Below are 24977 nucleotides of genomic sequence, written 5' to 3' on the forward strand. Positions count from 1 at the left end.
CATGACCTCGATCGCGATCCCGGCGGGCATGCCGCAGTACGACGACGTGCCCCGCTTCGACGTGGCGACGGTGCGGGCCGACTTCCCGATCCTGGACCGGGAGGTCAACGGCCACCCGCTGGTCTACCTGGACAGCGCGAACACCTCGCACAAGCCGCGGCAGGTGCTGGACGTGCTCGCCGAGCACTACGCGAGGCACAACGCCAACGTGTCGCGCTCGGTGCACACGCTGGGCACCGAGGCGACCGAGGCGTACGAGGGCGCGCGGGCGAAGATCGCCGCGTTCATCAACGCCCCCAGCGTCGACGAGGTGGTGTTCACCAAGAACTCCACCGAGGCGATCAACCTGGTGGCGTACGCGTTCTCCAACGCCTCGCTGCGCGCGGACGCCGACCCCCGGTTCCGGCTGGGGCCCGGCGACGAGATCGTGATCTCCGAGATGGAGCACCACTCGAACATCGTCCCGTGGCAGCTGCTCGCGGAGCGCACCGGCGCGACGCTGCGCTGGTTCCCGGTCACCGACCACGGCCGGCTCGACGAGTCCGGCCTGGACGACCTGGTCACCGAGCGGACGAAGATCGTCTCGCTGGTGCACATGTCGAACATCCTCGGCACCGTCAACGCCACCTCGCGGATCACCGCGCGGGTCCGCGAGGTCGGCGCGCTGCTGCTGCTCGACTGCTCGCAGTCGGTGCCGCACCTGCCGATGGACGTGGTCGACTTCGACGCCGACTTCATCGTCTTCACCGGGCACAAGATGTGCGGCCCGACCGGCATCGGCGTGCTCTGGGGCCGGGGCGAGCTGCTCGCCGCGATGCCCCCGGTGATGGGCGGCGGCTCGATGATCGAGACGGTGACGATGGCCGGCTCGACGTTCGCCGCGCCGCCGGCCCGGTTCGAGGCGGGCACCCCGCCGATCGCCGAGGCGGTGGCGCTCGGCGCGGCGGTGGACTACCTCACCGGCATCGGCATGCCGGCCATCCAGTGGCACGAGAAGGAGCTGACGGCGTACGCGCTGGACGCCCTCGCCACCGTGCCGGGGCTGCGGATCTTCGGCCCGACCGTGCCGGTCGGCCGGGGCGGGACGATCTCCTTCGCCCTCGGTGACGTGCACCCGCACGACGTCGGGCAGGTGCTCGACTCGCTCGGTGTGCAGGTGCGGGTGGGGCACCACTGCGCCAAGCCGGTGTGCGCCCGCTTCGGGGTGCCGGCGATGACGCGGGCGTCGTTCTACCTCTACACCACCACGGCGGAGATCGACGCCCTGGTGACGGGCCTGGACAAGGTGCGGAAGGTGTTCGAGTGATGCAGCTCGAGTCGCTCTACCAGGAGATCATCCTGGACCACTACAAGCATCCGCACGGCCGTGGCCTGCGGGAGGCGGACCCGGCGGCCCAGGTCGGCGAGGCGCACCACGTCAACCCGACCTGCGGTGACGAGATCACCGTGCGGGTGGCGACCGACGGCAGCGTGTTCACCGACATCTCGTACGACGGGATGGGCTGCTCGATCAGCCAGGCCTCGGCGAGCATCCTGCACGAGCTGCTGCGCGGCCGGGCCGCGCAGGACGCCGCCGTGGTGCACGAGGCGTTCGTCGAGTTGATGTCCGGGCGTGGCCAGGTCACGCCGGACGAGGACGTGCTCGGAGACGGGGTGGCGTTCGCGGGTGTCGCGCGCTACCCGGCCCGGGTCAAGTGCGCGCTGCTGTCGTGGATGGCGTTCAAGGACGCCGCGGCACGCGCCGGGGTGGGCGTGAGCCCGGAGGTGAAGGCATGAGCGACGAGACCAGCACGACTCCGGAGGCCGGCGCGGTGGCGACGGACGGCACTGCCGTCAACGGGGCTGTTGCCGACGGTGCGGCCGCGGGTGTGGCGGCGCCGGCCGGCGGCAAGGCCGCGATCGGTGACATCGAGGAGGCGATGAAGGACGTCGTCGACCCCGAGCTGGGCATCAACGTGGTCGACCTGGGCCTGGTGTACGGCGTGCACGTGGACGACGAGAACGTCGCCACGCTGGACATGACGCTGACCTCGGCGGCCTGCCCGCTGACCGACGTGATCGAGGACCAGGCCCGGCAGGCGCTGACCACCGGTCCCGGCGGCGGCCTGGTCAACGACATCCGGATCAACTGGGTCTGGCTGCCGCCGTGGGGCCCCGACAAGATCACCGACGAGGGGCGCGACCAGCTCCGCTCCCTCGGCTTTAACGTCTGACCGGTCCAGGGTCAGGATTCCGGGCGCGGCACCCCTTCCGGGGTGCCGCGCCCGGCTCGTTGCCCCCCTTGCTCGCGTGCCGCCTCGCTCTGGCCCGTCCCGTGTCGGCCTGGCCTGACCCGCACGACCCGCTCCGGTCACCTCGTCGCACCGACGTACCGAAATCCGGGAACTCGCAACCGTCAGTCAGGACGGCAGTAGATCTTGGTAGGAAACGGCCCCTATAAGGGCCGTTTCCTACCAAGATCTCCGAGCCGAGCCGAGCCGAGCCGAGCCGAGCCGAGCCGAGCCGAGCCGAGCGACATTGGCGAGCCGGGCGCGAGCAGGGCGGACACGGCGGGAAATCCGGTGGCGGGGTGGGGGAGCGGGTTGCACGATGAGCGGGTGATCGAGGCGTACCCGAAGCAGGCTCCTGTCCGTGCGGCCACCGCCGCGCGCCGACAGCGTGCCGTGCCGCCGGCCGCCGCGATCCCTCACCCGCCGTCGTGACCGGGGCGTTCCTCGCCGGGCTGGTCGCCGGCTACGGCGTCGCCATCCCGGTCGGCGCGATCGCGATCCTGATTCTCGGGCTGAGCGCCCGCGCCGGTTTCCGGGTCGGGGCGGCCGCGGCGCTGGCCGTGGCCACCGCCGACGGGCTCTACGCCGCGGCCGCCGCGCTCGGCGGCGCCGGGCTGGCCGGGTTCCTGGCCCCGGTCGCCGGACCGTTGCGGGTGGTCGCGGCGCTGGTGCTGCTCGCCATCGCCGCGCACGGCCTGTGGCGGGCCTGGTCCGCGCGGCGGGAGGTGGCGAGGGCCCCGGCCGGGCGCGGGCTGCACACCCCGGCCCGGGCGTACGCGGCGGTGCTCGGTCTGACCCTGCTCAACCCGGCGACGGTGCTCTACTTCGCCGCGCTGGTGCTGGGCCGCCGTGATGCCGCCGACCCGGACCCGGCAGCCGCCGCGCTGTTCGTCACCGGGGCGTTCCTGGCCTCCGCGAGCTGGCAGCTGCTGGTCGCCGGCGGCGGTTCCGTGGTGGGGCGCGCGTTGTCCGGGCCCCGTGGTCGCCTGGTCACCGGGCTGGTCTCCAGCGCCCTGATCGCCGCCCTCGCGGTCACCACGCTGCGGCCCGGCTGACTAGCCTGTGGAGGGCGAGGAGGTGTGCGATGGGGGGCGCCCGAGGTCTGACCGCGGGATTCGCGCTGGTGCTCGGCCTGCTCGTGGCCTGTGACGACGGGCGCGGCCGGGGCGACGCCCGGGTCGACGACGTCGCTGTGGACTGGTCGACCCCGGTGACGACCGTGTCCGCTCCCACCGGGCACACGGTGGCGCTGCGCACCGGCCCGCCGGGCTGCTGGCGGGTCAGCGAGGTCCGGTCCGACGGCACGGAGACGGGAGCGGTCAGCGCGTGCCACGGCCTGCCGGCGACGGCGGCCTCCCGCGTGCTGGGCGTCGTCGTGGTGGTCACCGGCTGTTCGGGCGCGCCTTCCGTGGCGGTCGGGGACGCCGCTCAGTGGACGGTCGTCGAGGACGTCTCCGACGGCATCTTCCTGGTGCCGCCCGGTCTGCTCCCGGCGGACGCGCCCGCGCTCACGTACGCCTGCCGCACCGCCACCGGGGAGGACGGGTCGCCGGTGACGGTGGACGTCGCCGGCTGAGTTCCACCGCTGGGTAGGGTCGGTGCCATGAGCAGCCGACCCGCAGCCGGAGGCGGCCGGTGGGTGGAGGTCGACCCGGCCCGCGTCGTGCGCTGGGTCGAGGGCTTCGCCGAACGGCACGGCCCGCCCACCACCACCGCCCTGGGGTACGGGCTGCTGCTCACCGCCCCGGACGGGGCCACCGCCGAGCTGCACACGCCGCCCGGCGCGCGCCCCGCGCCGGACCTGGAGGCGTTCGCCGGAGTGGCCGCCGCGCCCCGCCGGCTCGGGCTGCTGCTGGCCCGCAAGGGCGCGGTGGCGGTCGGGGTGGCCGACGGCACCGACCTGGTGGTCTCCAAGGTGGACACCCGCTACGTGCAGGGGCGCACCGCCGCGGGGGGCTGGTCCCAGCAGCGGTTCGCCCGGCGGCGGGACAACCAGGCGAAGGCGGCGTTGGGCGATGCGGCCGATCTCGCCGTACGCCTGCTGTTGCCGGCGGCCGGGACGCTCGCGGCGTTGGTCTGCGGCGGTGACCGGCGGGCGGTGGACACGGTGCTGGCCGACCGGCGGCTGGCCCCGCTCGCGGCGCTGCGGGCGGAGCGGCTGCTCGACGTGCCGGAGCCCCGGCACGCGGTGCTGGTCGCGGCCGTCTCCGCCGCCCGGGCGGTCCACATCCTGGTCCGCTGAACGGGAAAGATCGCATCAAGTACGGTCAATCGACGTCACCAACGGTGCATCGAACGACAGCGATGCATAGGGTCGGTGTCGTGACGTGGCGGGTCTCCGGGCGACCCGCCAGGGCAGCGTCACCTCCGCCAGTCAGGCACCGACATCGTTGGGAGACAGGAACTTCATGAGCGGATATCGAAACGCCCGGTGGCGCCGCCGTGCGACACAGCTTCTCGCCGCCGTGGCGGCGATGTGCGCCGCGGGCGTCATGTCCACGGCGGGCCCGGCGGCCGCCGGTGCCGGCACCGCCGCGTCGGCCGCGCCGACGGTCACCGCCGTCACCGCGGGCGGCGCCCACACGTGCGCGATCAGCGCCGACGAGGGCCTGTGGTGCTGGGGCTCGAACTACGCCGGCCAGCTCGGTGACGGGACCACCACGAACCGGAGCGCACCGGCGCGGGTCGACACCGCCGCCTGGGCCGCCGTCGACGGTGGCTCCGGCCACACCTGCGGGATCCGGACCGACGGCACGCTGTGGTGCTGGGGCTCGAACTTCCGGGGCCAGCTCGGTGACGGGACCACCACCAGCCGGAGCGCGCCGGTGCGGGTCGGCACCGCCACCACCTGGGCCCGGGTCAGCGCCGGCCCGCAGCACACCTGCGCCGTGCGGACCGACGGCACGCTCTGGTGCTGGGGCTTCAACCGGACCTCGCAGCTGGGCGTCGGCACCTCGCCGTGGGTCGCGAACACCCCGCTCCAGGTCGGCACCGCGACCACCTGGGCGAGCGTCTCGACCGGCTTCGGGCACACCTGTGGCGTCCGCACCGACGGCACGCTGTGGTGCTGGGGTCTCAGCTCGGACGGTCAGCTCGGCCTCGGCTTCCTGGGCTCCCAGACGACGCCCGCGCAGGTCGGCACCGCGACCACCTGGACCGGCGTCACCGCCGGGTACGCACACACCTGCGGCATCCGGTCCGGCGCGCTGTGGTGCTGGGGTGAGAACGGGTACGGGCAGCTGGGCGTGAGCGGCACCTTCCAGACCGCGCCGGTGCAGGTCGGCACGACCACCACCTGGAGCACGGTCGCGGCGAGCGGCGACGCGACGTGCGCGTCCCGCCTGGACGGCAGCCTGTGGTGCTGGGGCAAGAACACGACCGGCCAGGTGGGCGACGGCACCACCACCCACCGGTCCGCGCCGACCCGCGTCGGTGACGCCACCACCTGGACCGGCGGCCTCGCGGTGGCCGACCACGCGTGCGGGATCCGTACCGACGGCGGCCTGTGGTGCTGGGGCGACAACAGCGGCGGGCAGTTGGGCGACGGGACCACCGTCGAGCGGTCCACCCCGGCGCAGGTGACAGTGCCGGCCTGACCGGTCGGGGCACGAGTCGGGCCGCCGGCCCGCCCGCTGTCGAGGTCAGCGGTGCGGGCCGGCGGCCCGGGCGTGGAGCCGGTCAGGCGTCCGGCGTCACTGGCTGGAGCCGAAGGTGTCGCAGGACTTCGGGTCACCGGTGGAGAAGCCCTTGGTGAACCACTGCTTGCGCTGCTCGGACGAGCCGTGGGTGAACTCGTCCGGGTTCACCGGCCGGCCCGAACGCTGCTGGATCGCGTCGTCGCCGATCTTCTCGGCGGTGTCGATCGCCTGCTGGATGTCCTGGTCGGTGATGCTCTTGAAGATCTTCTGGCCGCCCTCGTCGGCGGTGCCGGTGGCGTTCTTCGCCCAGGCGCCGGCGTAGCAGTCGGCCTGCAGCTCCAGCTTGACCGAGAGCGCGTTGGCGTTCTGCGGGTCGCGCTGCTGCTGGCGGCGCATCTGCGCCTCGGTGCCGAGCAGGTCCTGCACGTGGTGGCCGTACTCGTGGGCCAGCACGTACGGCTGGGCGAACTCGCCCTCGGCGCCGAGCTGGTCGGCGAGCAGCCGGTAGAACGTGAGGTCGATGTAGACCAGGTCGTCGGCGGGGCAGTAGAACGGGCCCACCCCGGAGTCGGCGGCGCCGCAGCCGGTGCTGACGTTCTGGCTGAAGAAGACCGTCTTGGACGGCTGGTACTGCTCGCCGAAGACCTCCGGCATGGCGGTGCGCCAGTAGGCCTGGATCGAGTTGACGTACAGCGTGTTGCGGCAGTCGAGCTGCTTCAGCGCGTCCTCGGCCGAGCACTTCTGCTCCAGCGAGGTGTTGTCGCCCTGCTCGGAGCCGCCGCCGTTGGTGGCGGCGTTCAGGCCGAAGCCGCCGCCCACCAGGGCGACCAGTACGGCGATGATGATGCCCACGATCCCGCCCCGGCCGCCGCCGCCGGGGATCGGGATGCCCATCCCGCCGCCTCCGCCGCCGGACCCTCGCCGGTCGTCCACCTGACTGGTGTCGACCCGCGCGTTCTCATTCAGCTCCATGTTGACCCCGATCACCGATGTGTCCGTGTGTGGTGGTTGCGGTACCGGACCGGGTCCGGACGGCGGATTCGGTACCCGATGATCTTGCGCGGTAATCCGACGGGGTGGACGCTGGCCGCCCGGTACACTTGGCCCCGTGCTGCGCTGCGAAGGCTGAACGGCCCCGCGCCGACGGGAAATCACCACCCGCCGGCGCTTTCGCGTGCCCTGAGTCAGCCCTTCCGGACCCGAGAGCGAGTACTCCGAAATGATCACTGCCACCGGCCTGGAACTGCGCGCCGGTTCCCGGATCCTGCTGTCCGACACCACCCTGCGCGTGCAGCCGGGCGACCGGATCGGCCTGGTCGGCCGCAACGGCGCCGGCAAGACCACCACCCTCAAGGTGCTCGCGGGGGAGGGCCAGCCGTACGCCGGGCAGATCGACCGGCGCAGCGCCATCGGCTACCTGCCGCAGGACCCCCGTACCGGCGACCTCGACGTCACCGGCCGCGACCGGGTGCTCTCCGCGCGCGGGCTGGACGTCCTCATGGCGCAGATGAAGGAGCTGGAGAACAAGCTCGCCGAGGGCGCCGACGACGATCGGTTGGTCCGCCGCTACGGCGCGCTGGAGGACCAGTTCGCCTCCCTCGGCGGCTACGCGGCCGAGGCCGAGGCGGCCCGGATCTGCGCCAACCTGGGCCTGCCCGACCGTGCCCTGGCCCAGACCATCGGCACGCTCTCCGGCGGTCAGCGCCGCCGCATCGAGCTGGCCCGGATCCTGTTCCGCGACGCCGGCGAGAACGGCGGCGGCATCCTGCTGCTCGACGAGCCCACCAACCACCTCGACGCCGACTCGATCACCTGGCTGCGCGGGTTCCTGGCCAACCACAAGGGCGGCCTGATCGTGATCTCCCACGACGGGTCGCTGCTGGAGTCCGTGGTCAACAAGGTGTGGTTCCTGGACGCCACCCGGTCCGTGGTCGACACGTACAACCTCGGCTGGAAGGCGTACCTGGAGGCGCGCGAGACCGACGAGCGGCGCCGCCGCCGGGAGCGGGCCAACGCGGAGAAGAAGGCCGGCGCGCTGATGGCGCAGGCGGACAAGATGCGGGCCAAGGCCACCAAGACCGTCGCCGCGCAGAACATGGCCCGCCGGGCCGAGAAGCTGATCTCCGGGCTGGAGGAGGTACGCCACGCCGACAAGGTGGCCAAGGTGCGCTTCCCCAACCCGGCGCCGTGCGGCAAGACGCCGCTGACCGCCACCGGCCTGTCCAAGTCGTACGGGTCGTTGGAGATCTTCACCGACGTGAACGTGGCGGTGGACCGGGGTTCCCGGGTGGCCATCCTCGGCCTCAACGGCGCCGGCAAGACCACCCTGCTGCGGATGCTCGGCGGCCTGCTGGAGTCGGACACCGGCGAGGTGCGCCCCGGGCACGGGCTGCGGCTGGGCTACTACGCCCAGGAGCACGAGACGCTGGACGTGGACCGGACGATCCTGGAGCACATGCGCAGCGCGGCCTCGGACCAGACCGACACCGACCTGCGGAAGATCCTCGGCGCGTTCCTGTTCTCCGGCGAGGACGTGGACAAGCCGGCGGGTGTCCTCTCCGGCGGGGAGAAGACCCGGCTGGCGCTGGCCACGCTGGTCTGCTCGGGCGCCAACGTGCTGCTGCTCGACGAGCCGACGAACAACCTCGACCCGGTCAGCCGGGAGCAGGTGCTCGACGCCATCGCCCGCTACCCGGGCGCGATCGTGCTGGTCACCCACGATCCGGGCGCGGTCACCGCGCTCAAGCCGGACCGCGCCATCCTGCTGCCCGACGGCGACGAGGACGCCTGGTCCGACGACCTCCTGGAACTGGTCGAGCTGGCCTGAGCCTTCACCCGTCCGTTCCGTGTCAGGGTCGGTACGGATCAGCCGGTCGGAAGGATCACTCTATCGGGAAGCTGACATTGCGTAGCGTGTCGGTTGGCGAATAGTTGATATCTGGCGCATGATCGTCCGAGGCGGTCTAATAGGTGGGACCGTATCCGAACCGCACAGTCTGGGACGTGAGGAATCAGCATGGCAGCCACCGGCACAGCCACCAGCACTGAGAAGGGTCGCCGGATCGTCGGGGCCGAGCGTCAGACGCTCGCCAAAGACCTGGTAAAGCGGTACACCGGCGGAGAGAGCATCCGTGCTCTGGCGGCCTCGACCGGCCGTTCCTACGGGTTCATCCACCGGGTGCTCACCGAGTCCGGGGTGCAGCTGCGGCAGCGCGGCGGCGCCCGGCGCCGCAAGAAGGCGTGACCCGCCCCCCAGCGTCGTCCATCAGCGCCGCGCTCCGGGTGGTCCGGTGACCGCCGAGACGACCGGAGTGCGACTCGACTGCGACGGGCCGGTCGCGACGGTGACGTTGTGCCGGCCCGACGTTCTCAACGCCCAGACCCCGGCGATGTGGCGCGCGATGAGCGACTTCTCCCGGGACCTGCCCGGCGACGTCCGCGTCGTCGTCGTACGCGGGGAGGGTCGGGCGTTCTCCGCGGGCCTGGACCTGGCGGTCGCCGGCGCCACCGGGCCCGGTTCCTTCGCCGAGCTGGCCACGCTGTCCGAGGCGGAGTGCGCCGACCGGATCGCCGACTACCAGGGCGGCTTCACCTGGCTGCACCGGCCGGACGTCATCTCGATCGCCGCCGTGCAGGGCCACGCCATCGGCGCGGGCTTCCAGCTCGCCCTCGCCTGCGACCTGCGCGTGCTCGCCGCCGACGCCAAGCTGTCCATGGCCGAGGTGACCCTCGGTCTGGTCCCCGACCTGGCCGGCACCCGCCGCCTGGTCGAGCTGGTCGGCTATTCCCGGGCGCTGGAGATCTGCGCCACCGGCCGCCGGATGGACGCCGCCGAGGCGGACCGGATCGGCCTGGCCACCCTGGTGGTGCCCAACGACGAGCTGGACGCCGCCGTCCGCGACCTGTCGGCCGGGCTGCTGGCCAACAACCGGGACGCGATCGTGGAGATCAAGGCGTTGCTCGCCGGCGCGGTCGGACGCTCGCACGCCGAGCAGCAGCGAGCCGAGCGGGAGGCGCAGACGCGGCGGATCCGGGACCTGGCCGGGCGGGGCGAATAGTAAGGACCGTTCGGGAAGATCCGGGTTACTCGCGAGGTTGTCACAGGCGTCGGGAGAATTGAACCCGACGGTTCATGCTGCCCGACGACCCGGAGGTGACGGATGTCCAACCACATGGCCGGCGGCGGCATGGGCGGCTGGAGCATGCTCCGGTCGCTGCGCAACCGCGACGAGGTCTCCGCCCACCAGCTCAAGCGCGGCACCGCCCGGCGGATCGTCGCCTTCGCCGGGCCCTACCGGCGCGACATCGTCGTCTTCCTGCTCACCGTGATCGTGGCCGCCGTGATCGGCGTGGCCACCCCGCTGCTCGCCGGTGACGTCATCGACGCGATCGCCGGCGGCGGCCCGGCCGCCCAGTCCACCGTCGTCCGGCTCGCTCTGATCATCGCGGTGCTGGCCGTGGCCGACGCGCTCTTCTCCCTGGCCCAGCGGTGGTATTCCGCCCGCATCGGCGAGGGCATCATCCTCGACCTGCGCACCCGGGTCTACGACCACGTCCAACGGATGCCGTTGCAGTTCTTCACCCGCACCCAGACCGGGGCGCTGGTCAGTCGGCTCAACAACGACGTGCTCGGCGCCCAGCGGGCGTTCACCTCGACGCTGTCCGGGGTGGTCAGCAACGTCATCCAGCTCGTGCTCACGGCCGGGGCGATGCTCGTGCTGTCCTGGCAGATCACCGTGCTGGCGCTGGTGCTGCTGCCGATCTTCATCATTCCGGCCCGCCGGGTCGGCCGGCGGCTCGCCGAGATCACCCGCGAGTCCTACAACCTCGACGCCAAGATGAACGCCACCATGACCGAGCGGTTCGGCGTCGCGGGGGCCCTGCTGGTCAAGCTGTTCGGCGCGCCCGAGGTGGAGGCCGACCGGTTCGCCCGCCGGGCCGAACGGGTCCGTGACATCGGCATCCAGTCCGCGATGTACTCGCGCACGTTCTTCGTGGCGATGCTGCTGGTGGCCTCGCTGGCCCAGGCGCTGACCTACGGTGTGGGCGGCTGGCTCGCGGTCGCCGGCGCGGTCAGCGCGGGCACCGTCGTCAAGCTGGCCCTGCTGCTCACCCGTCTCTACGGTCCGCTCACCGCGTTGTCCAACGTCCGGGTCGACGTGATGAGCGCGTTGGTCTCCTTCGACCGCGTGTTCGAGGTGCTCGACCTGCGCCCGGGCATCGCGGAGAAGCCGGACGCGGTGCCGGTCCCGCCCCGCAACGGGCGGGTCGAGTTCCGCGACGTGCGCTTCCGCTACCCGACCGCCGCCGAGGTGTCACTGGCCTCGCTGGAGGAGGTCACCACGCTCGACCGCACGGTCAACGAGCCGGTGCTCAAGGGCGTCTCGTTCGCCGTCGAACCCGGTCAGATGGTGGCCCTGGTCGGCCCGTCCGGCGCCGGCAAGTCGACGCTGTCCATGCTGATCTCCAGGATCTACGACGTCACCGACGGCCAGGTGCTGGTCGGCGGCGTCGACGTGCGCGACGCGACGCTCGCCTCGCTGCGCGACGAGATCGGTGTGGTGACGCAGGATTCGCACCTGTTCCACGAGACGATCCGGGAGAACCTGCGCTACGCCAAGCCCGACGCCACCGACGACGAGATCTGGGCGGCCCTCGCCGGCGCGCAGGTCGCCGACCTGGTGCGGGCGCTGCCCGACGGGCTCGACACCACCGTCGGCGAGCGGGGCTACCGCTTCTCCGGCGGCGAGAAGCAGCGCATCGCGATCGCCCGCCTGCTGCTGAAGGCCCCGTCGATCGTGATCCTCGACGAGGCCACCGCACACCTCGACTCGGAGAGCGAGGCGGCGGTGCAGCGGGCCCTGTCGGTGGCGCTGACCGGGCGCACCGCGCTGGTGATCGCGCACCGGCTCTCCACCGTGCGCGACGCCGACCAGATCCTGGTGCTCGACGAGGGGCGCATCGTCGAGCGCGGCCGGCACGACGAGCTGGTGGCGGTCGGCGGTCTCTACGCCGAGCTCTACCGCACCCAGTTCGCGGTCGCCGACTCGCCGGCGCCCTACGCCGAGCCGGAGCAGCCCGAGCCGGTGGTGACCACGGTGCCGATGGGCACCTACGTCGCCCAGGAGAGCATGCCGCCCGCCACCGCGAACTAGTGGCGCATCCGGCAACGTTCGCCCTGGCGACATCCTTGCCCAGACAGGGGTGAAGCCCTCTGTGGTACGTTCGCCCTCGCTGTGCGCCGCTACGCGAACTGAGGAGGTGAGACCGATCAACGCTGTGACAGGTCGGGCCTCCCTCCCTCGCACGGCCTAGGGAGTGCCCGCAGAAGGCATTCCGAAAGGCTGAACGCTATGCGCTTCACCTCTGAGACGTCGTCCGACGGTGTCTCCGAACAGCTCTTTGTCCTCGGTGAGATTCCCGGCGTGCTGTGGACCCCAGAAGGTGCCGCCGGTACTCGTCCCCTTGTCCTCATGGGACACGGCGGCGGTCAACACAAGAAGGACCCCGGCATCGTGGCCCGTGCGCGCCGCTTCGTGGCCGAGTGTGACTTCGCGGTGGCGGCCGTCGACGTGCCCGGCCACGGCGACCGGCCGAAGGTCGAGGAGTACAACCGGATCGCCACCGAGAACCAGGCTCGCGTGGACGCTGGGGAAGAGTTGGCTCCGCTGATCGCTGGTTTCCAGGCGCTCGTAGCCCGCCAGACCGTCCCGGAATGGCGGGCAGTCCTGGAGGCGGTCCAGCAACTCGAGCACGTCGGTGCTGGTCCGGTGGGCTACTGGGGCGTGTCGTTGGGTTGCGGACTCGGCGTTCCATTCGTTGCCGCCGAACCCCGGGTCCGCGCGGCAGTGCTGGGCCTGGGCGGGGCGCTGGCATCAGCCGAGGCCGCCGCGCGGATCACGGTCCCGGTGGAGTTCCTGCTGCAGTGGGACGATGAGCGGGTGCCGCAGGCCCAGGGCTTGGCGTTGTTCGACGCCTTGGCCTCAGCCGAGAAGACGCTGCACGCCAACCCGGGCAAGCACGGGGAGATCCCGGCATTCGAGATGGACAGCACGCTACGGTTCTTCGCCCGGCACCTCCGCTGACACCGCCACCCGCAGCCCGCGACGCGCCGATCGGGATCAGCTCCCGATCGGCGCGTTCAGCGAACACTGGTCGGCGTGGCCGACCACGTTCAGGTTCGGGAGATCGACGACGACGAGGGGCAGCGCCTGCTGCGGATCGACCGCAGCGGCCCGCGCTGCCGTCGGACCGTCCGCTTCGCGGGCTCGACCCTGACGCAGCGTCAACCGCTCATGCCGAGCGTCATGAGCAACCAGACGGACCGCCCCGCCATTGAGGTCCGGGGCCTGGAAAAGTCGTTCGCGCAGGTCACGGTGCTGCGCGGCGGGCGCCCGGGGGCACAGCGATGAACCGGCACATGCTCGGTGACACCGCTGTTCTCCTGGGCCGGTCGCTGCGCCACATCGCCCGCAGCCCGGACACGATCATCACGACCGTGATCATGCCGATCGCCTTCATGCTGCGGTTCGTCTACGTCTTCGGCGGCGCGATCGACACCGGCACCGACGCGAGCGCGGCTGGTCCGGCTGGAACCGCATGGAACGGCTGGCATAGTCGCCGTTCCCGGCTATCCGCCGGCGACCGCGGCGCGCAGCTCGCCGAAGGCGGCACCGAGCGTCTCCGGGGTGAAGTGGGCGTTCAGCCCGCTCGGGTTGGGCAGCACCCAGAGCCGGGCGGGCCCGAGCGGTTCCGGCTGCGGCCCGAAGCCGGCCTTCGGCCGGACGAACCCGATCCGGTACGCGGTCACCCCGACCACCGCCACCCAGCGCGGCCGGTAGCGCTCGACCTTCGCGGTCAGCGCGCGGGCGCCGTCGACCAACTCCTCGGCGGTCAGCTCGTCGGCGCGGGCGCTGGCCCGGGCCACCATGTTGGTGATGCCCAGTCCCAGGGCGGGCAGCGTGTCCTGCTCACTGGGGTGCAGTTGGCGCGGGGTGAAGCCGCCGCGGTGCAGCGCCGGCCAGAACCGGTTGCCGGGGCGGGCGAAGTGCCAGCCGGTGGCGGCCGACCACAGGCCCGGGTTGATGCCGACGAAGAGCACGTCCAGCCCGGGCGCGATCACGTCGGGCAGCAGCCGGTCGGCCGCGGCGGCGAGCTGTTCCCGGCTGGGTCGGGGGTGGCGCCGGGCCGGCGTGCCCGGACCGGGCGCGGGCTCGGGTCGGCCGCCGGCCGGACGACGTCGATCACTCACCGAACCGCCCCCACCGGCCGCGAGGCCACCCCGGACGCACTCACAGGCCGCGCAGGGCGCCGCCGTCGACCGGGACGCTCACCCCGGTGACGTAGCCGGCGGCGGGGGAGAGCAGGAACGCGGCCACCCGGCCGAACTCGGCCGGGTCGCCGATGCGGCGCAGCGGGATCGCCGCCTCGGCCTCGGCGCGGGCCCGGTCGGCGTTGCCCGCGGCGGCCAGCAGCTCCCGGTTGCGGTCCGTCATGATCCGCCCCGGCAGCAGGCTGAACACCCGTACGCCGCGCGGGCCGTACTCGTCGGCCATGTCCTTGGCCACGCCGGCCAGGCCGGGCCGCAGGCCGTTGGAGATGCCGAGCCCGGGCAGCGGCCCCCGGACCGAGGTGGAGAGCACCAGCCCGATGGCGCCGCCGTCGCCGAGCGCGCCGGCCACCGTGCGCGCGACCCGGACGCTGCCCAGGAAGACCGTTTCGAAGGACTCCCGCCACTGCGCGTCGGTGACCTCGGCAGCGGTGCCCCGGGGCGGGCCGCCGACCGAGACCAGCGCGCCGTCGAGCCGGCCGAAGTGTTCCCGGGCCGCCGCGACGAGCCGCTCCGGGGTGCCCGGGTCGGTGAGGTCGGCGGTCAGCCCGATCGCCCGCTCCGGGTCACCGAGCGCGTCGATCGCGGCGGCCACCCGTTCCGGGGCCCGAGCGGAGATCACCACGCGGGCGCCGTCGGCGACGAGCTGTTCGGCGGTGGCGAAGCCGAGGCCGCCGGAGGCGCCGGTGAGCACGTACACCCGGTCGGCGAGTCCGAGATCCATGCCTCCGATCCTGCCGTACCGCAGGGCGCGTGTCAGCGCGGGGCGGGTCGCAGCAGGCGTACCCGGCCGGCGAGCTGGGCCGCGACGGCGCCGCCGGCCCGGGCGACGGCCGGGAGGCGGCGGGGCCGGGGCGCGGTGCGGCCGTCGTAGCGGCTCGCGGCCTCGCGCGCGGCCAGCTCCTCCGCGCCGAGCGGCGGCAGGGCGCCCCGGTCGCGCAGCTCGCGGGCCAGGTCCCAGCCGTCGCGCAGCGAGCCGTTGGTGGGCCGGCCGTCCGCCCAGCCGGTGAACGTGGCCGGCCAGTCGGCGCCGAGGCCGGCGGCGAGCAACGGCCAGTGCCGGGCCACGTCGCCGGCCCGCTTGCGCAGCAGCGCCCGGCGCGCGGCGTCGACCGGCGTCGGGGCGAAGCCGGGCGGCAGCGGCCCGCCCGCGACCAGCGCCGCCACCAGCTCGGCCTGTCGGGCCGCCAGGTCGCCGCTCACGTGACCACCGGATACCCGGAGGCGGTGGCGAGCGCGTCCAGCTCTCCGCGCAGCTCGGCGGCGGGCGGGTAGTGGCCGTCGCGTTCCAGCAGCAGCGCCGGCGGGCGGCGTCGGGCGCACAGCTCACGGACCAGGTCGAGCACCTCGGCGGGGACCGGGTCGGTGTGCGTGTCGTGGTAGAAGCCGCCGGCCTCGGCGCCGCCGGCCACGTGCACGTAGGCGATCCGGTCCAGCGGCAGCCGGTCGAGCAGGGCGGTCGGGTCGCTGCCCCGGTTGCGGGCGTTGGCGTGCACGTTGGCGACGTCGAGCAGCAGCAGCGCGTCGGTGGCGGCGAGGATCTCGGTGAGGAAGTCGGCCTCGTCCAGCTCGTCGTCGGGCCAGTCGAAGAGCGCCGCGATCGGCTCCAGCGCCAGCGGCACCGGCAGCTCCGCCTGCGCCCGCCGTACGTTGGCCACCACCGCGGCCACCGCCTCCCGGCTGCGCGGCAGCGGCAGCAGGTGCCCGGCCTCCAACCCGCCGGCGCGCACGAACGCGATGTGCTCGCTGACCAGCGGCGCCTCCAGCGCCGCCGCCACCCCGGCCAGGTGCGCCACCCGGGTCGGGTCGACGGGTTCCGCGCCGCCGAGGGACAGCCGCACCCCGTGGGGTACGACGGTGACGCCGCGTTCGCGCAGCTCGGCCAGGCCGGCCGGGAGCGGCCCGGTCGGGGCGACCGCCTCCGCGACCACCTCGACGAAGCGCAGCCCCGGCAGCCCGGCGACGAAGCCGGCGATCTCGGGACGCCAGCCGATGCCGACCCCGGACGGGCCGCTCATCCGCCGCACCCCCCTCCGCCGCCGCAACCCCCGCCGCCGGAGCAGGAGCTGCCGCCGGAGCAGGAGGAGCTGCCCCCGGAGCAGGAGCTGCCGCCGCCGCACGAGGTGCCCGTGCTGCCCGCCGAGCCCATCGCCTGTCGCTGGATCTCGGCCTGCTCGGCGAAGCCCGGGTCCATCGTCCAGAGCGTGGCGGTGCCGAACAGGGCCACGCCCAGGGCCGCGTCCGACGGGCCGTACGTGGCGTACGCCGGTGCGGCTGCGGGCCGCAGCCAGGCGTGCCGGCGACGCAGGTCGCGCAGCGCGGCGGTGGCCGCCCGGGTGCGCCAGGGCACGCGGTTGAACAGGAGGAACGCGATGAACAGCGGGACCAGGGTGAGCATCAGGAAGCCGGCGGGCCGGCTGTGGGAGAGCCCGACGAAGGCGCGCAGGAAGCCGATCGCGAGCAGGACGCCGATCAGCAGGGCGCCGCGCCGCAGTGCCCGGCGTCGGTCCTGGTCCAGGGCCAGGCCCCGGCGGACCAGGCCGTCGCGCAGCTCGTCGAGCGCGCGCCGGACCCACTCGTCGCGGGCCAGCTCGCGGCTGCGCAGGCCACGGGTGGCTGCGTGGTGGACGGCCTGGTCGAGCGGCGTGACGCCGGCTGGCAGCGGGCCGCCGGGGACCAGCCGCCGGTCCGGGTGCGCGCCGACCGCGCCGGCCCGGCGCAGCCCGCCGAGCGAGGTCCAGACCGCGAGCTGGTCGCCGCCGTTGAGGTACGCGACCTGCTGCGGTCCGAGCGCGCCGTGGTCGGTGACCGGGGTGCCGGCGAGCGCCCGGAACCGGTACACCGCCGTGCCCACGACCAGGACGACGGCGGCCACGAGGTACCAGCGCAGGAAGACGGGGCCGGGAATGCCCCAGGTGTCGGCCGCGAGGACGGTCATGGGCTGCTCCTGTCGCGAGGGGGTCGCGGCTCATTGTGGAGCAGGAGCGCCAGTGTCGATCTCCGCGGAGGGCCGAGTTACCGGACCGAGACTCAGTGCCGGCGGACGGCCTCCTCGACCAGGTCGAGCACCCGGCTCAGGTCGCCCGCCGGGCGGCCCATCGCCAGGTGCAGCACCAGCCCGTCGTAGGCCAGCTCCAGGAACTGGGCCAGCACGTCGATCGGCACGTCGTCGCGGAGCACGCCGGCCTCGCGCTGGCGGAGCAGGCGTTCCCGGGTCGCCTCGGCGATGGCGGCCGAGCGTTCCGCCCAGCGCCTGGCGAAGGCCGGGTCGGTGCGCAGGCGGCGGGAGACCTCCAACTGGCTGCCGAGCCAGCCGGTGGTGTCCGGGGAGACGGCCCGGGCGAGCAGGTCGCGCATGACCTGGACCAGGCCGTTGCGCGCGACGGTCTCGACCATGGCGGCGGCGTCGTCCTCGGCCACGGCGAGGAAGAGGGAGTCCTTGTCCCGGAAGTGGTGGAAGATCGCGCCCCGGGACAGGCCGGTGGCCTCCTCCAGCCGTCGCACGGTCGCGCCCTCGTAGCCGTGCCGGGCGAAACACGCCCGCGCGGCGCCCAGGATCTCCTGTCGGCGCGCGTCGAGCTGGTCCTGACTTACTCTGGGCACGGGAACGATCGTCGCAGGTGGAGACGGTCGACGCAAACCGTACGTACGGCTTGGGAGAGGGTCCGCTAGCATCCCGGTCGTGTCGCTCCCCTCCCGCCCGCTGACCGTCGCCGCCGTGCAGGCCGAACCCGTGCCCGGCGACGTCGCCGGTAACGCCCGCACCGCCGCGCGCCTGGTCGGGCGCGCCGGCGCGCGCGTCGTGGTGCTGCCGGAGCTGTTCCTGCCGGCGTACCACCCGCCGACGCTGGGCGCCGACCCGGCCGGGACGGACGTGGCCGCCGACCCGGACGGCCGGGTCGACGACCCGAGGCTGGACCCGCTGCGTGACGCCGCCCGGGAGGCGGGAGCCGCGGTGGTGATCGGGGCGGCGGTCCGGCAGCCCGACCGGCGGCGCACCATCTCGTCGCTGGTGGTGGACCCGACCGGCGCGGTCACCGTCGGGTACGACAAGCAGCAGCTCTGGAGCGGCGAGCGCGAGCTGTTCGACGCCGGCCGGCGGGGCGCCACGCTGGTGGTCGAGCAGTGGCGGTTCGGCCTGGGCATCTGCTACGACGGCTGCTTCCCGGAGCACGGCCGGGCCGCGGCGGGCGACGGCGCGCACGGCTACCTCTGCCCGAGCGGCTACCTGGCCGGCTCCGCGCACCGCCGGGACCTCTACTACGCCGCCCGCGCGCTGGACAACACGATGTACGTGGTCTTCGCCAACGCGGTCGGCGGCGCCGATCCCTGGCGGTTCAACGGTGGCGCGGCGGTCTACGACCCGGAGGGCCGACCGCTGGCCCGGGGCGCGGACACCGGCGAGGACGTGCTGGTGGCCACGCTGGACCCGGAGGCCCTGGCGGCCACCCGCGCGGCCCACACCATGCTGCTCGACCGGCCCGCCGACGACGGCGACCCGCGGGCGTCACTCGTCGCCTGAGCGCGCGGGGGGCCCTCGGCCCTGTCGGTGCTCCGACCCTTCCCGTAGGGTGCCCAAGTGCCGTTGCTCCTGCTCGATCTGGACAACACCCTGCTGGACCGCGACGGGCCGTTCCGCTCCTGGGGAGAACGCTTCCTGGAGGGCATCGGCGCGCCGCCCACCGACCTCGACTGGCTGGTCTCCGTCGACGCGGACGGGCTGACCAACCGCTGGGACGTGGCCGACGCCATCCGTGACCGCTACGGCCTGCGCATCCCCTCGATCGACCTGGTCGACGAGCTGCACGACGGGGTGGGGGCGCTCATGCGGCTGGACCCGCTGGTGGCGTGCGCGTTGCGGATCGCCGCCGACGCCGGCTGGGTGCCGGTCGTGGTCACCAACGGCACCGCCCGGCAGGACGACACCAAGATTCGCAAGACCGGCCTGGACCGCTACGTCGCCGACTGGGTGATCTCCGAGGAGGCCGGCGTCAGCAAGCCGAACCCGCGCATCTTCGCGCTCGCCGCGCAGCGGGCCCGGATGCCGCTGCGCGGCGCGTGGGTGATCGGCGACAGTCCGGAGGCGGACATCGGCGGCGCGACCGCGGTGGGCCTGCCCAGCGTCTGGCTGCACCGGGGGCGTCGCTGGTCGGACACCCGGTTCGCGCCGACCCGGGTCGAGGACGGGCTGATCCCGGCCGTGGCCGCCGTGCTGGCGGGCTGAGCGCGGCGGGGTCGAAAACCGGTTGCGCCGTCCGGCGCGGCGCACGAGCATGGTGCCGCGCGAGGGCGCAGCCGGGTGTCGCCCGGTCGAGGAGAGGAGGTCGGTCATGGCCGTCTTTGCAGGGTCGTTCCACCTGCCTCCACCAGCCTCGATCGAAGGACAGATCCACCCGTGCGCGATCACGACATCCCGGCGCCGCAGCGCCGTGGCCGCGGCAAGAGCCGCTTCGACGACGACGAGCCCGATTTCCTGAAGCGGGGGCGGCACGCCCCGCCAACCCTCACCGACCCCGACGCCGAGCCCGACGCGGAGGACACCTGGTCCTCCTGGGACCAGGCGGTCCACGGCCCCGAGCCGCATCCCGACTGGCTGGTCACCGAGCTGGCCGCCCGGGACACCGAACTCGGCGTGCTGAAGACCGGCAAGGAGGCGGACGTCCACCTGGTCCGCCGTGCCGTGCCGGACACCGACCGCGCCTGTCTGCTGGCGGTCAAGCGCTACCGCGACGCCCAGCACCGGCTCTTCCACCGTGACGCCGGCTACCTGGAGGGCCGCCGGGTCCGCCGGTCGCGGGAGATGCGGGCGATGGCCGGCCGCACCGCCTTCGGCCGGCAGATGATCGCCGGGCAGTGGGCGGCGGCCGAGTTCGACGCGCTGTCCCGGCTGTGGGAGATCGGCGCCGCCTCCGGGCGGATCGCCGTGCCCTATCCCGTCCAGCTGCTCGGCACCGAGCTGATGCTGGAGTTCGTCGGCGACGCCGAGGCGGGGGAGGCCGCGCCCCGGCTGGCCCAGGTCCGACCCACCGACGACGGGCTGCGCGACCTGTGGGAGCAGTTGGTCGAGGCCCTGCTGGTGCTGGCCCGGGCCGGGTACGCCCACGGCGACCTGTCGCCGTACAACCTCCTGGTGCACGCGGGCCGGCTGGTCATGATCGATCTGCCGCAGGTGGTCGACGTGGTGGCCAACCCACAGGGGGCCGAGTTCCTGGCCCGCGACGTGCGGGTGGTGGCGGCCTGGTTCACCGCCCGCGGACTGCCCGCCGCCGACACCGACCCGGTGGCGCTGACCGAGGTGCTGCTCCGGGAGGCGGGGATCCGCTGACCAACGGGTGTCCCGGGCGGGAGTCGTCCCGCCCGGGACCTCGGCTCACTGCAGGTAGCGCTCGACCTCCGGCACCGGGCGCTCGCCCTGGGCGTCCGGGTCGCCGTGCGCCTGCCGGGCGGCCCGGCGGCGACGGAGCAGGTCCCAGCACTGGTCCAGGGACTCCTCCAGGGCGCGCAGCCGCTCCCGGGCCTCGTCGTCGGTGCCGGCCTCGTGCTGCTGCGCGTCGGAGCGCAGCCGGTGCTCCTCGTCGACGAGTTCCGAGATCCGGCTCAGGATGGTCTTGTCGTCCATGCCCGAAGCTTGGCACAGCGGACGCGCCCGCGCCCGCGTTCCGGGGGACCACGCCCGGGCACCAGAAAGACTTCCCGCGTGACGCACGTCCCACTGGCTCCATTCTCGACAAAGAGATTGTTGTTACGTGAAATATCCTCCGCCCCGTCTTTTGATTCGTCGCTCAGGATGGCATGCTCACGAGCAACGTTTCACGGGTCGCGACGGGGCGGCGACCCTCAGCAACCCGAGGGAGCGTTCAGGTGGCCGATTCGTCCGGCCCGTACCGGCCTGCCGGCCGCCCGCACACCGTGCCGTTGCGACAGATCCTGCCCGCCGTCCTGCGCGACCCGGCCCGGGCGCTGATCGACGTCGGTAACCGCACCGGCGGCGACCTGGTCCGGCTCAACCTCGGCTCGTTCCGCCCCTACCTGGTCACCCATCCCCGGCACGTGCAGCACGTGCTGCGGGACCGGGCGGACAACTACGAGCGGGCCGGCGACGGACTGTTCTGGCGCCCGGTCAAGCGACTGTTCGGCGAGGGCATCCTCGGCGAGGGCCAGATCTGGTCGGCCAGCCGCCGGATGCTCCAGCCGATGTTCACCGCGAAGCGGGTCGAGGCGCTCGTCGACGGCATGGCGGACGCCGTCCGGGACGCGGTCGACGAGCTGGACGAGCCCTACCGCGCGGGCCGGCCGGTGGACATCGGCGTCGAGCAGGCCCGCATCGTCAGCCGGGCGATCATGAAGGTGCTCTTCGCCGACCGCATCTCGGTGCCGGACGCGATGCGGGTGATCGACGCCCAGGACCGGATCGCCACCGCCGTCATCCCGCGGATCGTGGTGCCGTTCGCGCCGCTGTCGCTGCCGATGCCGGGAGACCGCGCGTTCCGCCGCGCGGTACGCGTCGTCGACGACGTGCTGGTGCCGATCGTCCGGCAGACCCGTGACGCCGCCGACCAGGGCGACGACATCATCTCCACGCTCTGGCGGGCCCGCACCGACGACGGCCGGCAGCTCGACGAGCGGCAGGTCCGCAACGACACCGTGGCCATGTTCGCCGCCACCACCGAGACCACCATCAACGTGCTCACCTGGGCCTGGCCGCACCTGCACCAGCATCCCGAGGTCGCCGAGCGGCTCTATGCCGAGATCGACGCGGTGGTCGGCGCCGGGCCGGTGCGCCGGGAGCACCTGAACCGGCTCACCTACACCCGGATGGTGCTGGACGAGTTGTTGCGGCTCTACCCGATCGGCTGGATCATCCCGCGTCGCGCGGTCGCCGCGGACGTCATCGACGGCGTGCCGATCGAAGCCGGCGCCACCATCGCGGTCAGCCCGCTGATCACCCAGCGGATGCGGCAGTTCTGGGACCGCCCGGACGAGTTCGACCCGGAGCGCTTCCGCCCGGAGCGGGTCCGCGCCCGCCACCGCTACGCCCACTTCCCGTTCGGCGGCGGTCCGCACCAGTGCCTCGGCATGTACCTGTTCTATCTGGAGGCCCAGCTCATCCTCGCCACGATGCTGAGTCGCTACCGGTTCCGGCTGGACCGCACCGACGTACCCGGGTTGCGGCTGGCGGCGGCGCTGCGGCCACGCCGGCGGGTCGAGCTGACCCTGCTCGCCGCCGGCCGGGCGGAGCCGGCGTGACCGGCGGACCGCTGCCGGATCCCATCGCCGCCGCCGCCGAGCAGGGACGGATCTGCGCGCTCGCCGCGCACGGGCAGCGCGGCCTGCGCCGGGCCGCCGCCGCGCACCCCGACCTGTTCCCCGGCGAGCCGTTCGACGCCACCCTGTTCAGCAGCATCGCCTCGGCGATGGCGTTCAGCGCCCCCTGGCACACCGCCGCGGAGCTGGCGGTCACCAACCGCGCGGTGCTCTGGGGATTCGCCGTCGACTGGCTGGTCGACCACGAGGCGACCAGTCGGGCCGAGGTCGACCGGATCTCCGACACCTGCCTGGCCGTGCTCGACGGCGCGGACGCCGACGACCCGCTCGGCCGGTTCCTCGCCGAGCTGCGCGACGACGTCGCCGCCGCGCCCGCCTACCCGGCGCTGCGCGGACGCTGGCGGGCCACGATGGAGCGCACGGTGCGGGCGATGGCCCGGGAGTGGACCTGGCGGCGCACCACCCGACCCACGCTCGCCGACTACCTCGACAACGCGGACAACCTCGCCGCCACCGTGGTCGACGTGGCCCACTGGATCCACACCGGATCGGTCGTCGACCCCGCCGCGCTGGACCGGCTGATCGAGGTCGCCGACGAGGTGCAGCGGGCCCTGCGGCTGGTCAACGACCTCGGCACGCACCGGCGGGACGCGGAGTCGGGCGACCTCAACGCGTTGCTGCTGGTGGACGACCCGGCCGAGGTCGAACGGCGGTTCGCCGAGCAGGTCGACCACTGCCGCGTCCGGCTGGCGAAGCTGGCGGACGAGTCGCCCCGGGAGGCCGAGTTCCTGTCCCGGCAGCTCGGCTTCACCACCGGGTTCTACCGGCACACCGACTTCTGGGGCGTGCGGTGAGCCTCACCGCCGAGCCGGAGACCCGGTTCGGGCCCGCGCCCGAGCCGGTCGGCGCGCTCGTGGACGAGCCGGCGGGAGGGACCTCGCCGTCGGTCTACGAGACCGGTCGGCTGGTCACGCTGGCGCCCTGGCTGCCCGGCCACGGCGAACGGGTGGCCTGGCTGCTCGACCGGCAGCGCCCGGACGGCGGGTGGGGCGCTGCGGGCGGCTACGCGATCGTGCCGACGCTGAGCGCGGTCGAGGCGCTCCTGACCGACCTGCGCCGCGGCGGACCGGCCCCGCTGCCGGCCGCCGCCGCGCACCGGGGCCTGGCGTTCCTGGCCGCCGCGCTGCGCGCGGAGACCCCGCCCGACCTGCCGGCCACCGACCTGATCGTGCCGGCGCTGCTGGCCGCCGTCGACCGGCTCCTCGACGCGCCGGCGGGTCCGCCGCCCGGGCTGGCCGACTGGGCCGGCCGGCCCCGCCTGCCGCTGCCGGCCGGTCTGGACCCGACCCGACTGACCCGGGTACGCGGACTGCTGGCCGCCGGCCGGCCCGTGCCGGAGAAACTGGCGCACGCCCTGGAGGTGGCCGGCGAGCTGGCGTACCGGGCGCCGGGCGTGCGTCCCTCGGCCAGCGGGGCGGTGGGCGCCTCACCGGCCGCCACCGCCGCCTGGCTCGGCCGGCCCGAGCCCGGTCCCGCCCTGGACTACCTGCGCGCGGTCGCCCGGTCCGGTCCGGTGCCCTGCGCCAGCCCGATCACCGTCTTCGAGCGGGCGTGGGTGCTCGCCGTCCTGGTCCGGGCCGGCGTCCCGGTGCGCGTGCCCGAGCGGGTGCTGACCGGGCTGCGCGCCGCCGTCGGCGCGTCCGGCGCGGCCACCGCGCCCGGGCTGCCGGCCGACGCCGACACCACCTCCGTCGTGCTCTACGCGCTCGCCCGGTTGGGCCGGTCGCCCGGCGTGGGCGCGCTCGCCGGATACGACACCGGGCGGCACTTCTGCACCTGGCCGGGGGAGGACGGGGCGTCGCTGACCACCAACGCGCACGTGCTCGACGCGCTGGGCGAGCACCCGAGCCGGCCGGGCGTGACGGCGGCCCGGCGCCGGGTCACCGACTGGCTGGTCGGGCGGCAGGAGTCCGACGGGCGGTGGGAGGACCGGTGGCACGCCTCGGCCTACTACGCCACGTATGCGGTGCTGCTCGCGCTGGCCGACCACGCGCCCGACGGCGCGGCGCGGACCGCGGTCGAGCGGGGCGTCGGCTGGCTGCTGGCGACCCAGCGGCCGGACGGCTCCTGGGGACGCTGGCGCGGCACCGCCGAGGAGACCGCGTACGCGGTGCTCGCCCTGGCCGGCGCGGGCCGCGCGGGCGACGCCCGGATCGGCGCGGCGCTGGCCCGGGGGCGGGCTCTCCTGTCCGACCTGGACGGACGCGACGGCGGTCCGGCACTGTGGCACGACAAGGACCTCTACCGCCCGACGCTGATCGTGCGCGCAGCGGTGCTGGCCGCCTCGGGGCACACCGGTCGGGGGTCGGCGCACCCGGAAGCCACCATGATCAGGATCGCTTGAATGGAGTTCACGACGGCTGCTAGCGTGCGCCGGAGTCGATCGGATTTCGGACCGACCGAAGACCGGGCCAG

27 protein-coding genes and 1 pseudogene are annotated in these 24977 nt (G+C 73.9%); 20 read left to right on the top strand and 8 right to left on the bottom strand.

Annotated elements, in window-relative coordinates:
- The first annotated feature begins 1 nt into the window (after position 1).
- The 7 genes from GA0070622_RS12230 (at position 2) to GA0070622_RS12260 (ending at position 5866) form a co-directional block, all read left to right on the top strand.
- Complete coding sequence (locus GA0070622_RS12230; protein ID WP_091573416.1) at positions 2–1306, top strand: cysteine desulfurase; 1305 nt, start codon at positions 2–4, stop codon at positions 1304–1306.
- Positions 1306–1776 (top strand): Fe-S cluster assembly sulfur transfer protein SufU, encoded by a 471-nt coding sequence (gene sufU / locus GA0070622_RS12235; RefSeq protein ID WP_091577238.1) that lies wholly within the window; start codon positions 1306–1308, stop codon positions 1774–1776. The genes GA0070622_RS12230 and sufU overlap by 1 nt, the downstream gene beginning before the upstream one ends.
- Positions 1773–2213 (top strand): metal-sulfur cluster assembly factor, encoded by a 441-nt coding sequence (locus GA0070622_RS12240; protein ID WP_091573417.1) that lies wholly within the window; start codon positions 1773–1775, stop codon positions 2211–2213. Before sufU ends, GA0070622_RS12240 begins: the two co-directional genes overlap by 4 nt.
- 485 nt (positions 2214–2698) lie before the next feature.
- The gene (locus GA0070622_RS12245; protein ID WP_091573418.1) at positions 2699–3325 is read left to right on the top strand and encodes a LysE family transporter; all 627 of its coding nucleotides are present in this window, start codon (positions 2699–2701) and stop codon (positions 3323–3325) included.
- Positions 3326–3354: 29 nt separating this feature from the next.
- A complete protein-coding gene (locus GA0070622_RS12250) occupies positions 3355–3846 on the top strand; it encodes a hypothetical protein (protein WP_091573419.1) in 492 nt (163 codons plus the stop codon).
- A 27-nt stretch (positions 3847–3873) separates the two neighbouring features.
- Positions 3874–4512 carry an acVLRF1 family peptidyl-tRNA hydrolase gene (locus GA0070622_RS12255; protein ID WP_091573420.1) on the top strand — a complete coding sequence of 213 codons (639 nt, stop codon included), beginning with the start codon at positions 3874–3876 and terminating at the stop codon, positions 4510–4512.
- Positions 4513–4678: 166 nt separating this feature from the next.
- Positions 4679–5866 (top strand): RCC1 domain-containing protein, encoded by a 1188-nt coding sequence (locus GA0070622_RS12260; protein WP_091573421.1) that lies wholly within the window; start codon positions 4679–4681, stop codon positions 5864–5866.
- Between the two features lie 96 nt (positions 5867–5962).
- Here the strand turns inward: GA0070622_RS12260 and ypfJ are convergent, their stop codons facing one another.
- On the bottom strand, positions 5963–6880 hold the full coding sequence (ypfJ, locus tag GA0070622_RS12265) for a KPN_02809 family neutral zinc metallopeptidase (RefSeq protein WP_091577241.1): 918 nt from the start codon (positions 6878–6880) through the stop codon (positions 5963–5965).
- Positions 6881–7127: 247 nt separating this feature from the next.
- On the opposite strand from ypfJ, the gene GA0070622_RS12270 reads away from it, so the two are divergent.
- The 7 genes and pseudogenes from GA0070622_RS12270 to GA0070622_RS32835 all read left to right on the top strand — a co-directional run.
- Complete coding sequence (locus GA0070622_RS12270) at positions 7128–8735, top strand: ABC-F family ATP-binding cassette domain-containing protein (protein WP_091573422.1); 1608 nt, start codon at positions 7128–7130, stop codon at positions 8733–8735.
- A 189-nt stretch (positions 8736–8924) separates the two neighbouring features.
- A complete protein-coding gene (locus tag GA0070622_RS12275; protein WP_007072022.1) occupies positions 8925–9152 on the top strand; it encodes a helix-turn-helix domain-containing protein in 228 nt (75 codons plus the stop codon).
- 46 nt (positions 9153–9198) lie between these two features.
- Entirely contained in the window at positions 9199–9966 is a 768-nt protein-coding gene (locus GA0070622_RS12280) for an enoyl-CoA hydratase/isomerase family protein (RefSeq protein WP_091573423.1), read from the top strand.
- 114 nt (positions 9967–10080) lie between these two features.
- Positions 10081–12063 carry an ABC transporter ATP-binding protein gene (locus tag GA0070622_RS12285; RefSeq protein WP_172968090.1) on the top strand — a complete coding sequence of 661 codons (1983 nt, stop codon included), beginning with the start codon at positions 10081–10083 and terminating at the stop codon, positions 12061–12063.
- Positions 12064–12261: 198 nt separating this feature from the next.
- On the top strand, positions 12262–12993 hold the full coding sequence (locus GA0070622_RS12290; RefSeq protein ID WP_091573425.1) for a dienelactone hydrolase family protein: 732 nt from the start codon (positions 12262–12264) through the stop codon (positions 12991–12993).
- Between the two features lie 75 nt (positions 12994–13068).
- On the top strand, positions 13069–13320 hold the full coding sequence (locus tag GA0070622_RS12295; RefSeq protein WP_091573426.1) for a hypothetical protein: 252 nt from the start codon (positions 13069–13071) through the stop codon (positions 13318–13320).
- Positions 13317–13478 (top strand): annotated as a pseudogene (locus tag GA0070622_RS32835) (ABC transporter permease); the annotation flags it as partial. The gene GA0070622_RS12295 and the pseudogene GA0070622_RS32835, both read left to right, overlap by 4 nt.
- Before the next feature lie 60 nt (positions 13479–13538).
- On the opposite strand, the gene mug reads toward GA0070622_RS32835, so the two are convergent.
- The 6 genes from mug to GA0070622_RS12330 form a co-directional block, all read right to left on the bottom strand.
- Positions 13539–14159, bottom strand: coding sequence for a G/U mismatch-specific DNA glycosylase (mug, locus tag GA0070622_RS12305; RefSeq protein ID WP_091573427.1), 621 nt, complete (start codon positions 14157–14159; stop codon positions 13539–13541).
- Positions 14160–14199: 40 nt separating this feature from the next.
- Positions 14200–14961 (bottom strand): SDR family oxidoreductase, encoded by a 762-nt coding sequence (locus GA0070622_RS12310; RefSeq protein WP_091573428.1) that lies wholly within the window; start codon positions 14959–14961, stop codon positions 14200–14202.
- 32 nt (positions 14962–14993) lie between these two features.
- On the bottom strand, positions 14994–15440 hold the full coding sequence (locus tag GA0070622_RS12315; RefSeq protein WP_091573429.1) for an SCO6045 C-terminal-like domain-containing protein: 447 nt from the start codon (positions 15438–15440) through the stop codon (positions 14994–14996).
- Positions 15437–16255: an MbnB/TglH/ChrH family RiPP precursor modification enzyme gene (locus GA0070622_RS12320; RefSeq protein ID WP_091577244.1), complete on the bottom strand. Its 819-nt coding sequence runs from the start codon at positions 16253–16255 to the stop codon at positions 15437–15439. The genes GA0070622_RS12315 and GA0070622_RS12320 overlap by 4 nt, the downstream gene beginning before the upstream one ends.
- Positions 16252–17175 carry a TIGR04222 domain-containing membrane protein gene (locus tag GA0070622_RS12325; protein WP_091573430.1) on the bottom strand — a complete coding sequence of 308 codons (924 nt, stop codon included), beginning with the start codon at positions 17173–17175 and terminating at the stop codon, positions 16252–16254. The genes GA0070622_RS12320 and GA0070622_RS12325 overlap by 4 nt, the downstream gene beginning before the upstream one ends.
- 92 nt (positions 17176–17267) lie before the next feature.
- Positions 17268–17840, bottom strand: coding sequence for a TetR/AcrR family transcriptional regulator (locus GA0070622_RS12330; protein WP_091573431.1), 573 nt, complete (start codon positions 17838–17840; stop codon positions 17268–17270).
- A 79-nt stretch (positions 17841–17919) separates the two neighbouring features.
- On the opposite strand from GA0070622_RS12330, the gene GA0070622_RS12335 reads away from it, so the two are divergent.
- From GA0070622_RS12335 to GA0070622_RS12345, 3 genes are all read left to right on the top strand, one after another.
- Positions 17920–18759, top strand: a complete 840-nt coding sequence (locus GA0070622_RS12335) for a carbon-nitrogen hydrolase family protein (protein ID WP_245666192.1) — start codon at positions 17920–17922, stop codon at positions 18757–18759.
- 57 nt (positions 18760–18816) lie between these two features.
- Positions 18817–19461 carry an HAD family hydrolase gene (locus tag GA0070622_RS12340; RefSeq protein ID WP_091573433.1) on the top strand — a complete coding sequence of 215 codons (645 nt, stop codon included), beginning with the start codon at positions 18817–18819 and terminating at the stop codon, positions 19459–19461.
- Between the two features lie 171 nt (positions 19462–19632).
- Entirely contained in the window at positions 19633–20562 is a 930-nt protein-coding gene (locus tag GA0070622_RS12345; protein ID WP_091573434.1) for a serine protein kinase RIO, read from the top strand.
- A gap of 45 nt (positions 20563–20607) precedes the next feature.
- On the opposite strand, the gene GA0070622_RS12350 is transcribed toward GA0070622_RS12345, so the two are convergent.
- The gene (locus tag GA0070622_RS12350) at positions 20608–20856 is read right to left on the bottom strand and encodes a DUF2630 family protein (RefSeq protein ID WP_091573435.1); all 249 of its coding nucleotides are present in this window, start codon (positions 20854–20856) and stop codon (positions 20608–20610) included.
- Between the two features lie 290 nt (positions 20857–21146).
- Here GA0070622_RS12350 and GA0070622_RS12355 point away from each other — a divergent pair, with 290 nt between their 5' ends.
- The 3 genes from GA0070622_RS12355 to GA0070622_RS33445 are packed head-to-tail and all read left to right on the top strand — an operon-like array spanning position 21147 to position 24906.
- Positions 21147–22484 (top strand): cytochrome P450, encoded by a 1338-nt coding sequence (locus GA0070622_RS12355; RefSeq protein ID WP_176559019.1) that lies wholly within the window; start codon positions 21147–21149, stop codon positions 22482–22484.
- Positions 22481–23356, top strand: coding sequence for a terpene synthase family protein (locus GA0070622_RS12360; protein ID WP_091573437.1), 876 nt, complete (start codon positions 22481–22483; stop codon positions 23354–23356). Before GA0070622_RS12355 ends, GA0070622_RS12360 begins: the two co-directional genes overlap by 4 nt.
- Positions 23353–24906, top strand: a complete 1554-nt coding sequence (locus GA0070622_RS33445) for a prenyltransferase/squalene oxidase repeat-containing protein (protein ID WP_091573438.1) — start codon at positions 23353–23355, stop codon at positions 24904–24906. Before GA0070622_RS12360 ends, GA0070622_RS33445 begins: the two co-directional genes overlap by 4 nt.
- Positions 24907–24977: the final 71 nt, after the last annotated feature.

The organism is Micromonospora sediminicola (assembly GCF_900089585.1).
In the GTDB taxonomy this organism is placed as follows: domain Bacteria; phylum Actinomycetota; class Actinomycetes; order Mycobacteriales; family Micromonosporaceae; genus Micromonospora; species Micromonospora sediminicola.

Coding starts and splice junctions, on each gene's coding strand:
- GA0070622_RS12230 (WP_091573416.1), top strand. CDS start 2: ATGACCTCGATCGCGATCCCGGCGGGCATGCCGCAGTACGACGACGTG.
- sufU (WP_091577238.1), top strand. CDS start 1,306: ATGCAGCTCGAGTCGCTCTACCAGGAGATCATCCTGGACCACTACAAG.
- GA0070622_RS12240 (WP_091573417.1), top strand. CDS start 1,773: ATGAGCGACGAGACCAGCACGACTCCGGAGGCCGGCGCGGTGGCGACG.
- GA0070622_RS12250 (WP_091573419.1), top strand. CDS start 3,355: ATGGGGGGCGCCCGAGGTCTGACCGCGGGATTCGCGCTGGTGCTCGGC.
- GA0070622_RS12255 (WP_091573420.1), top strand. CDS start 3,874: ATGAGCAGCCGACCCGCAGCCGGAGGCGGCCGGTGGGTGGAGGTCGAC.
- GA0070622_RS12260 (WP_091573421.1), top strand. CDS start 4,679: ATGAGCGGATATCGAAACGCCCGGTGGCGCCGCCGTGCGACACAGCTT.
- ypfJ (WP_091577241.1), bottom strand. CDS start 6,880: ATGGAGCTGAATGAGAACGCGCGGGTCGACACCAGTCAGGTGGACGAC.
- GA0070622_RS12270 (WP_091573422.1), top strand. CDS start 7,128: ATGATCACTGCCACCGGCCTGGAACTGCGCGCCGGTTCCCGGATCCTG.
- GA0070622_RS12275 (WP_007072022.1), top strand. CDS start 8,925: ATGGCAGCCACCGGCACAGCCACCAGCACTGAGAAGGGTCGCCGGATC.
- GA0070622_RS12285 (WP_172968090.1), top strand. CDS start 10,081: ATGGCCGGCGGCGGCATGGGCGGCTGGAGCATGCTCCGGTCGCTGCGC.
- GA0070622_RS12290 (WP_091573425.1), top strand. CDS start 12,262: ATGCGCTTCACCTCTGAGACGTCGTCCGACGGTGTCTCCGAACAGCTC.
- GA0070622_RS12310 (WP_091573428.1), bottom strand. CDS start 14,961: ATGGATCTCGGACTCGCCGACCGGGTGTACGTGCTCACCGGCGCCTCC.
- GA0070622_RS12320 (WP_091577244.1), bottom strand. CDS start 16,255: ATGAGCGGCCCGTCCGGGGTCGGCATCGGCTGGCGTCCCGAGATCGCC.
- GA0070622_RS12325 (WP_091573430.1), bottom strand. CDS start 17,175: ATGACCGTCCTCGCGGCCGACACCTGGGGCATTCCCGGCCCCGTCTTC.
- GA0070622_RS12350 (WP_091573435.1), bottom strand. CDS start 20,856: ATGGACGACAAGACCATCCTGAGCCGGATCTCGGAACTCGTCGACGAG.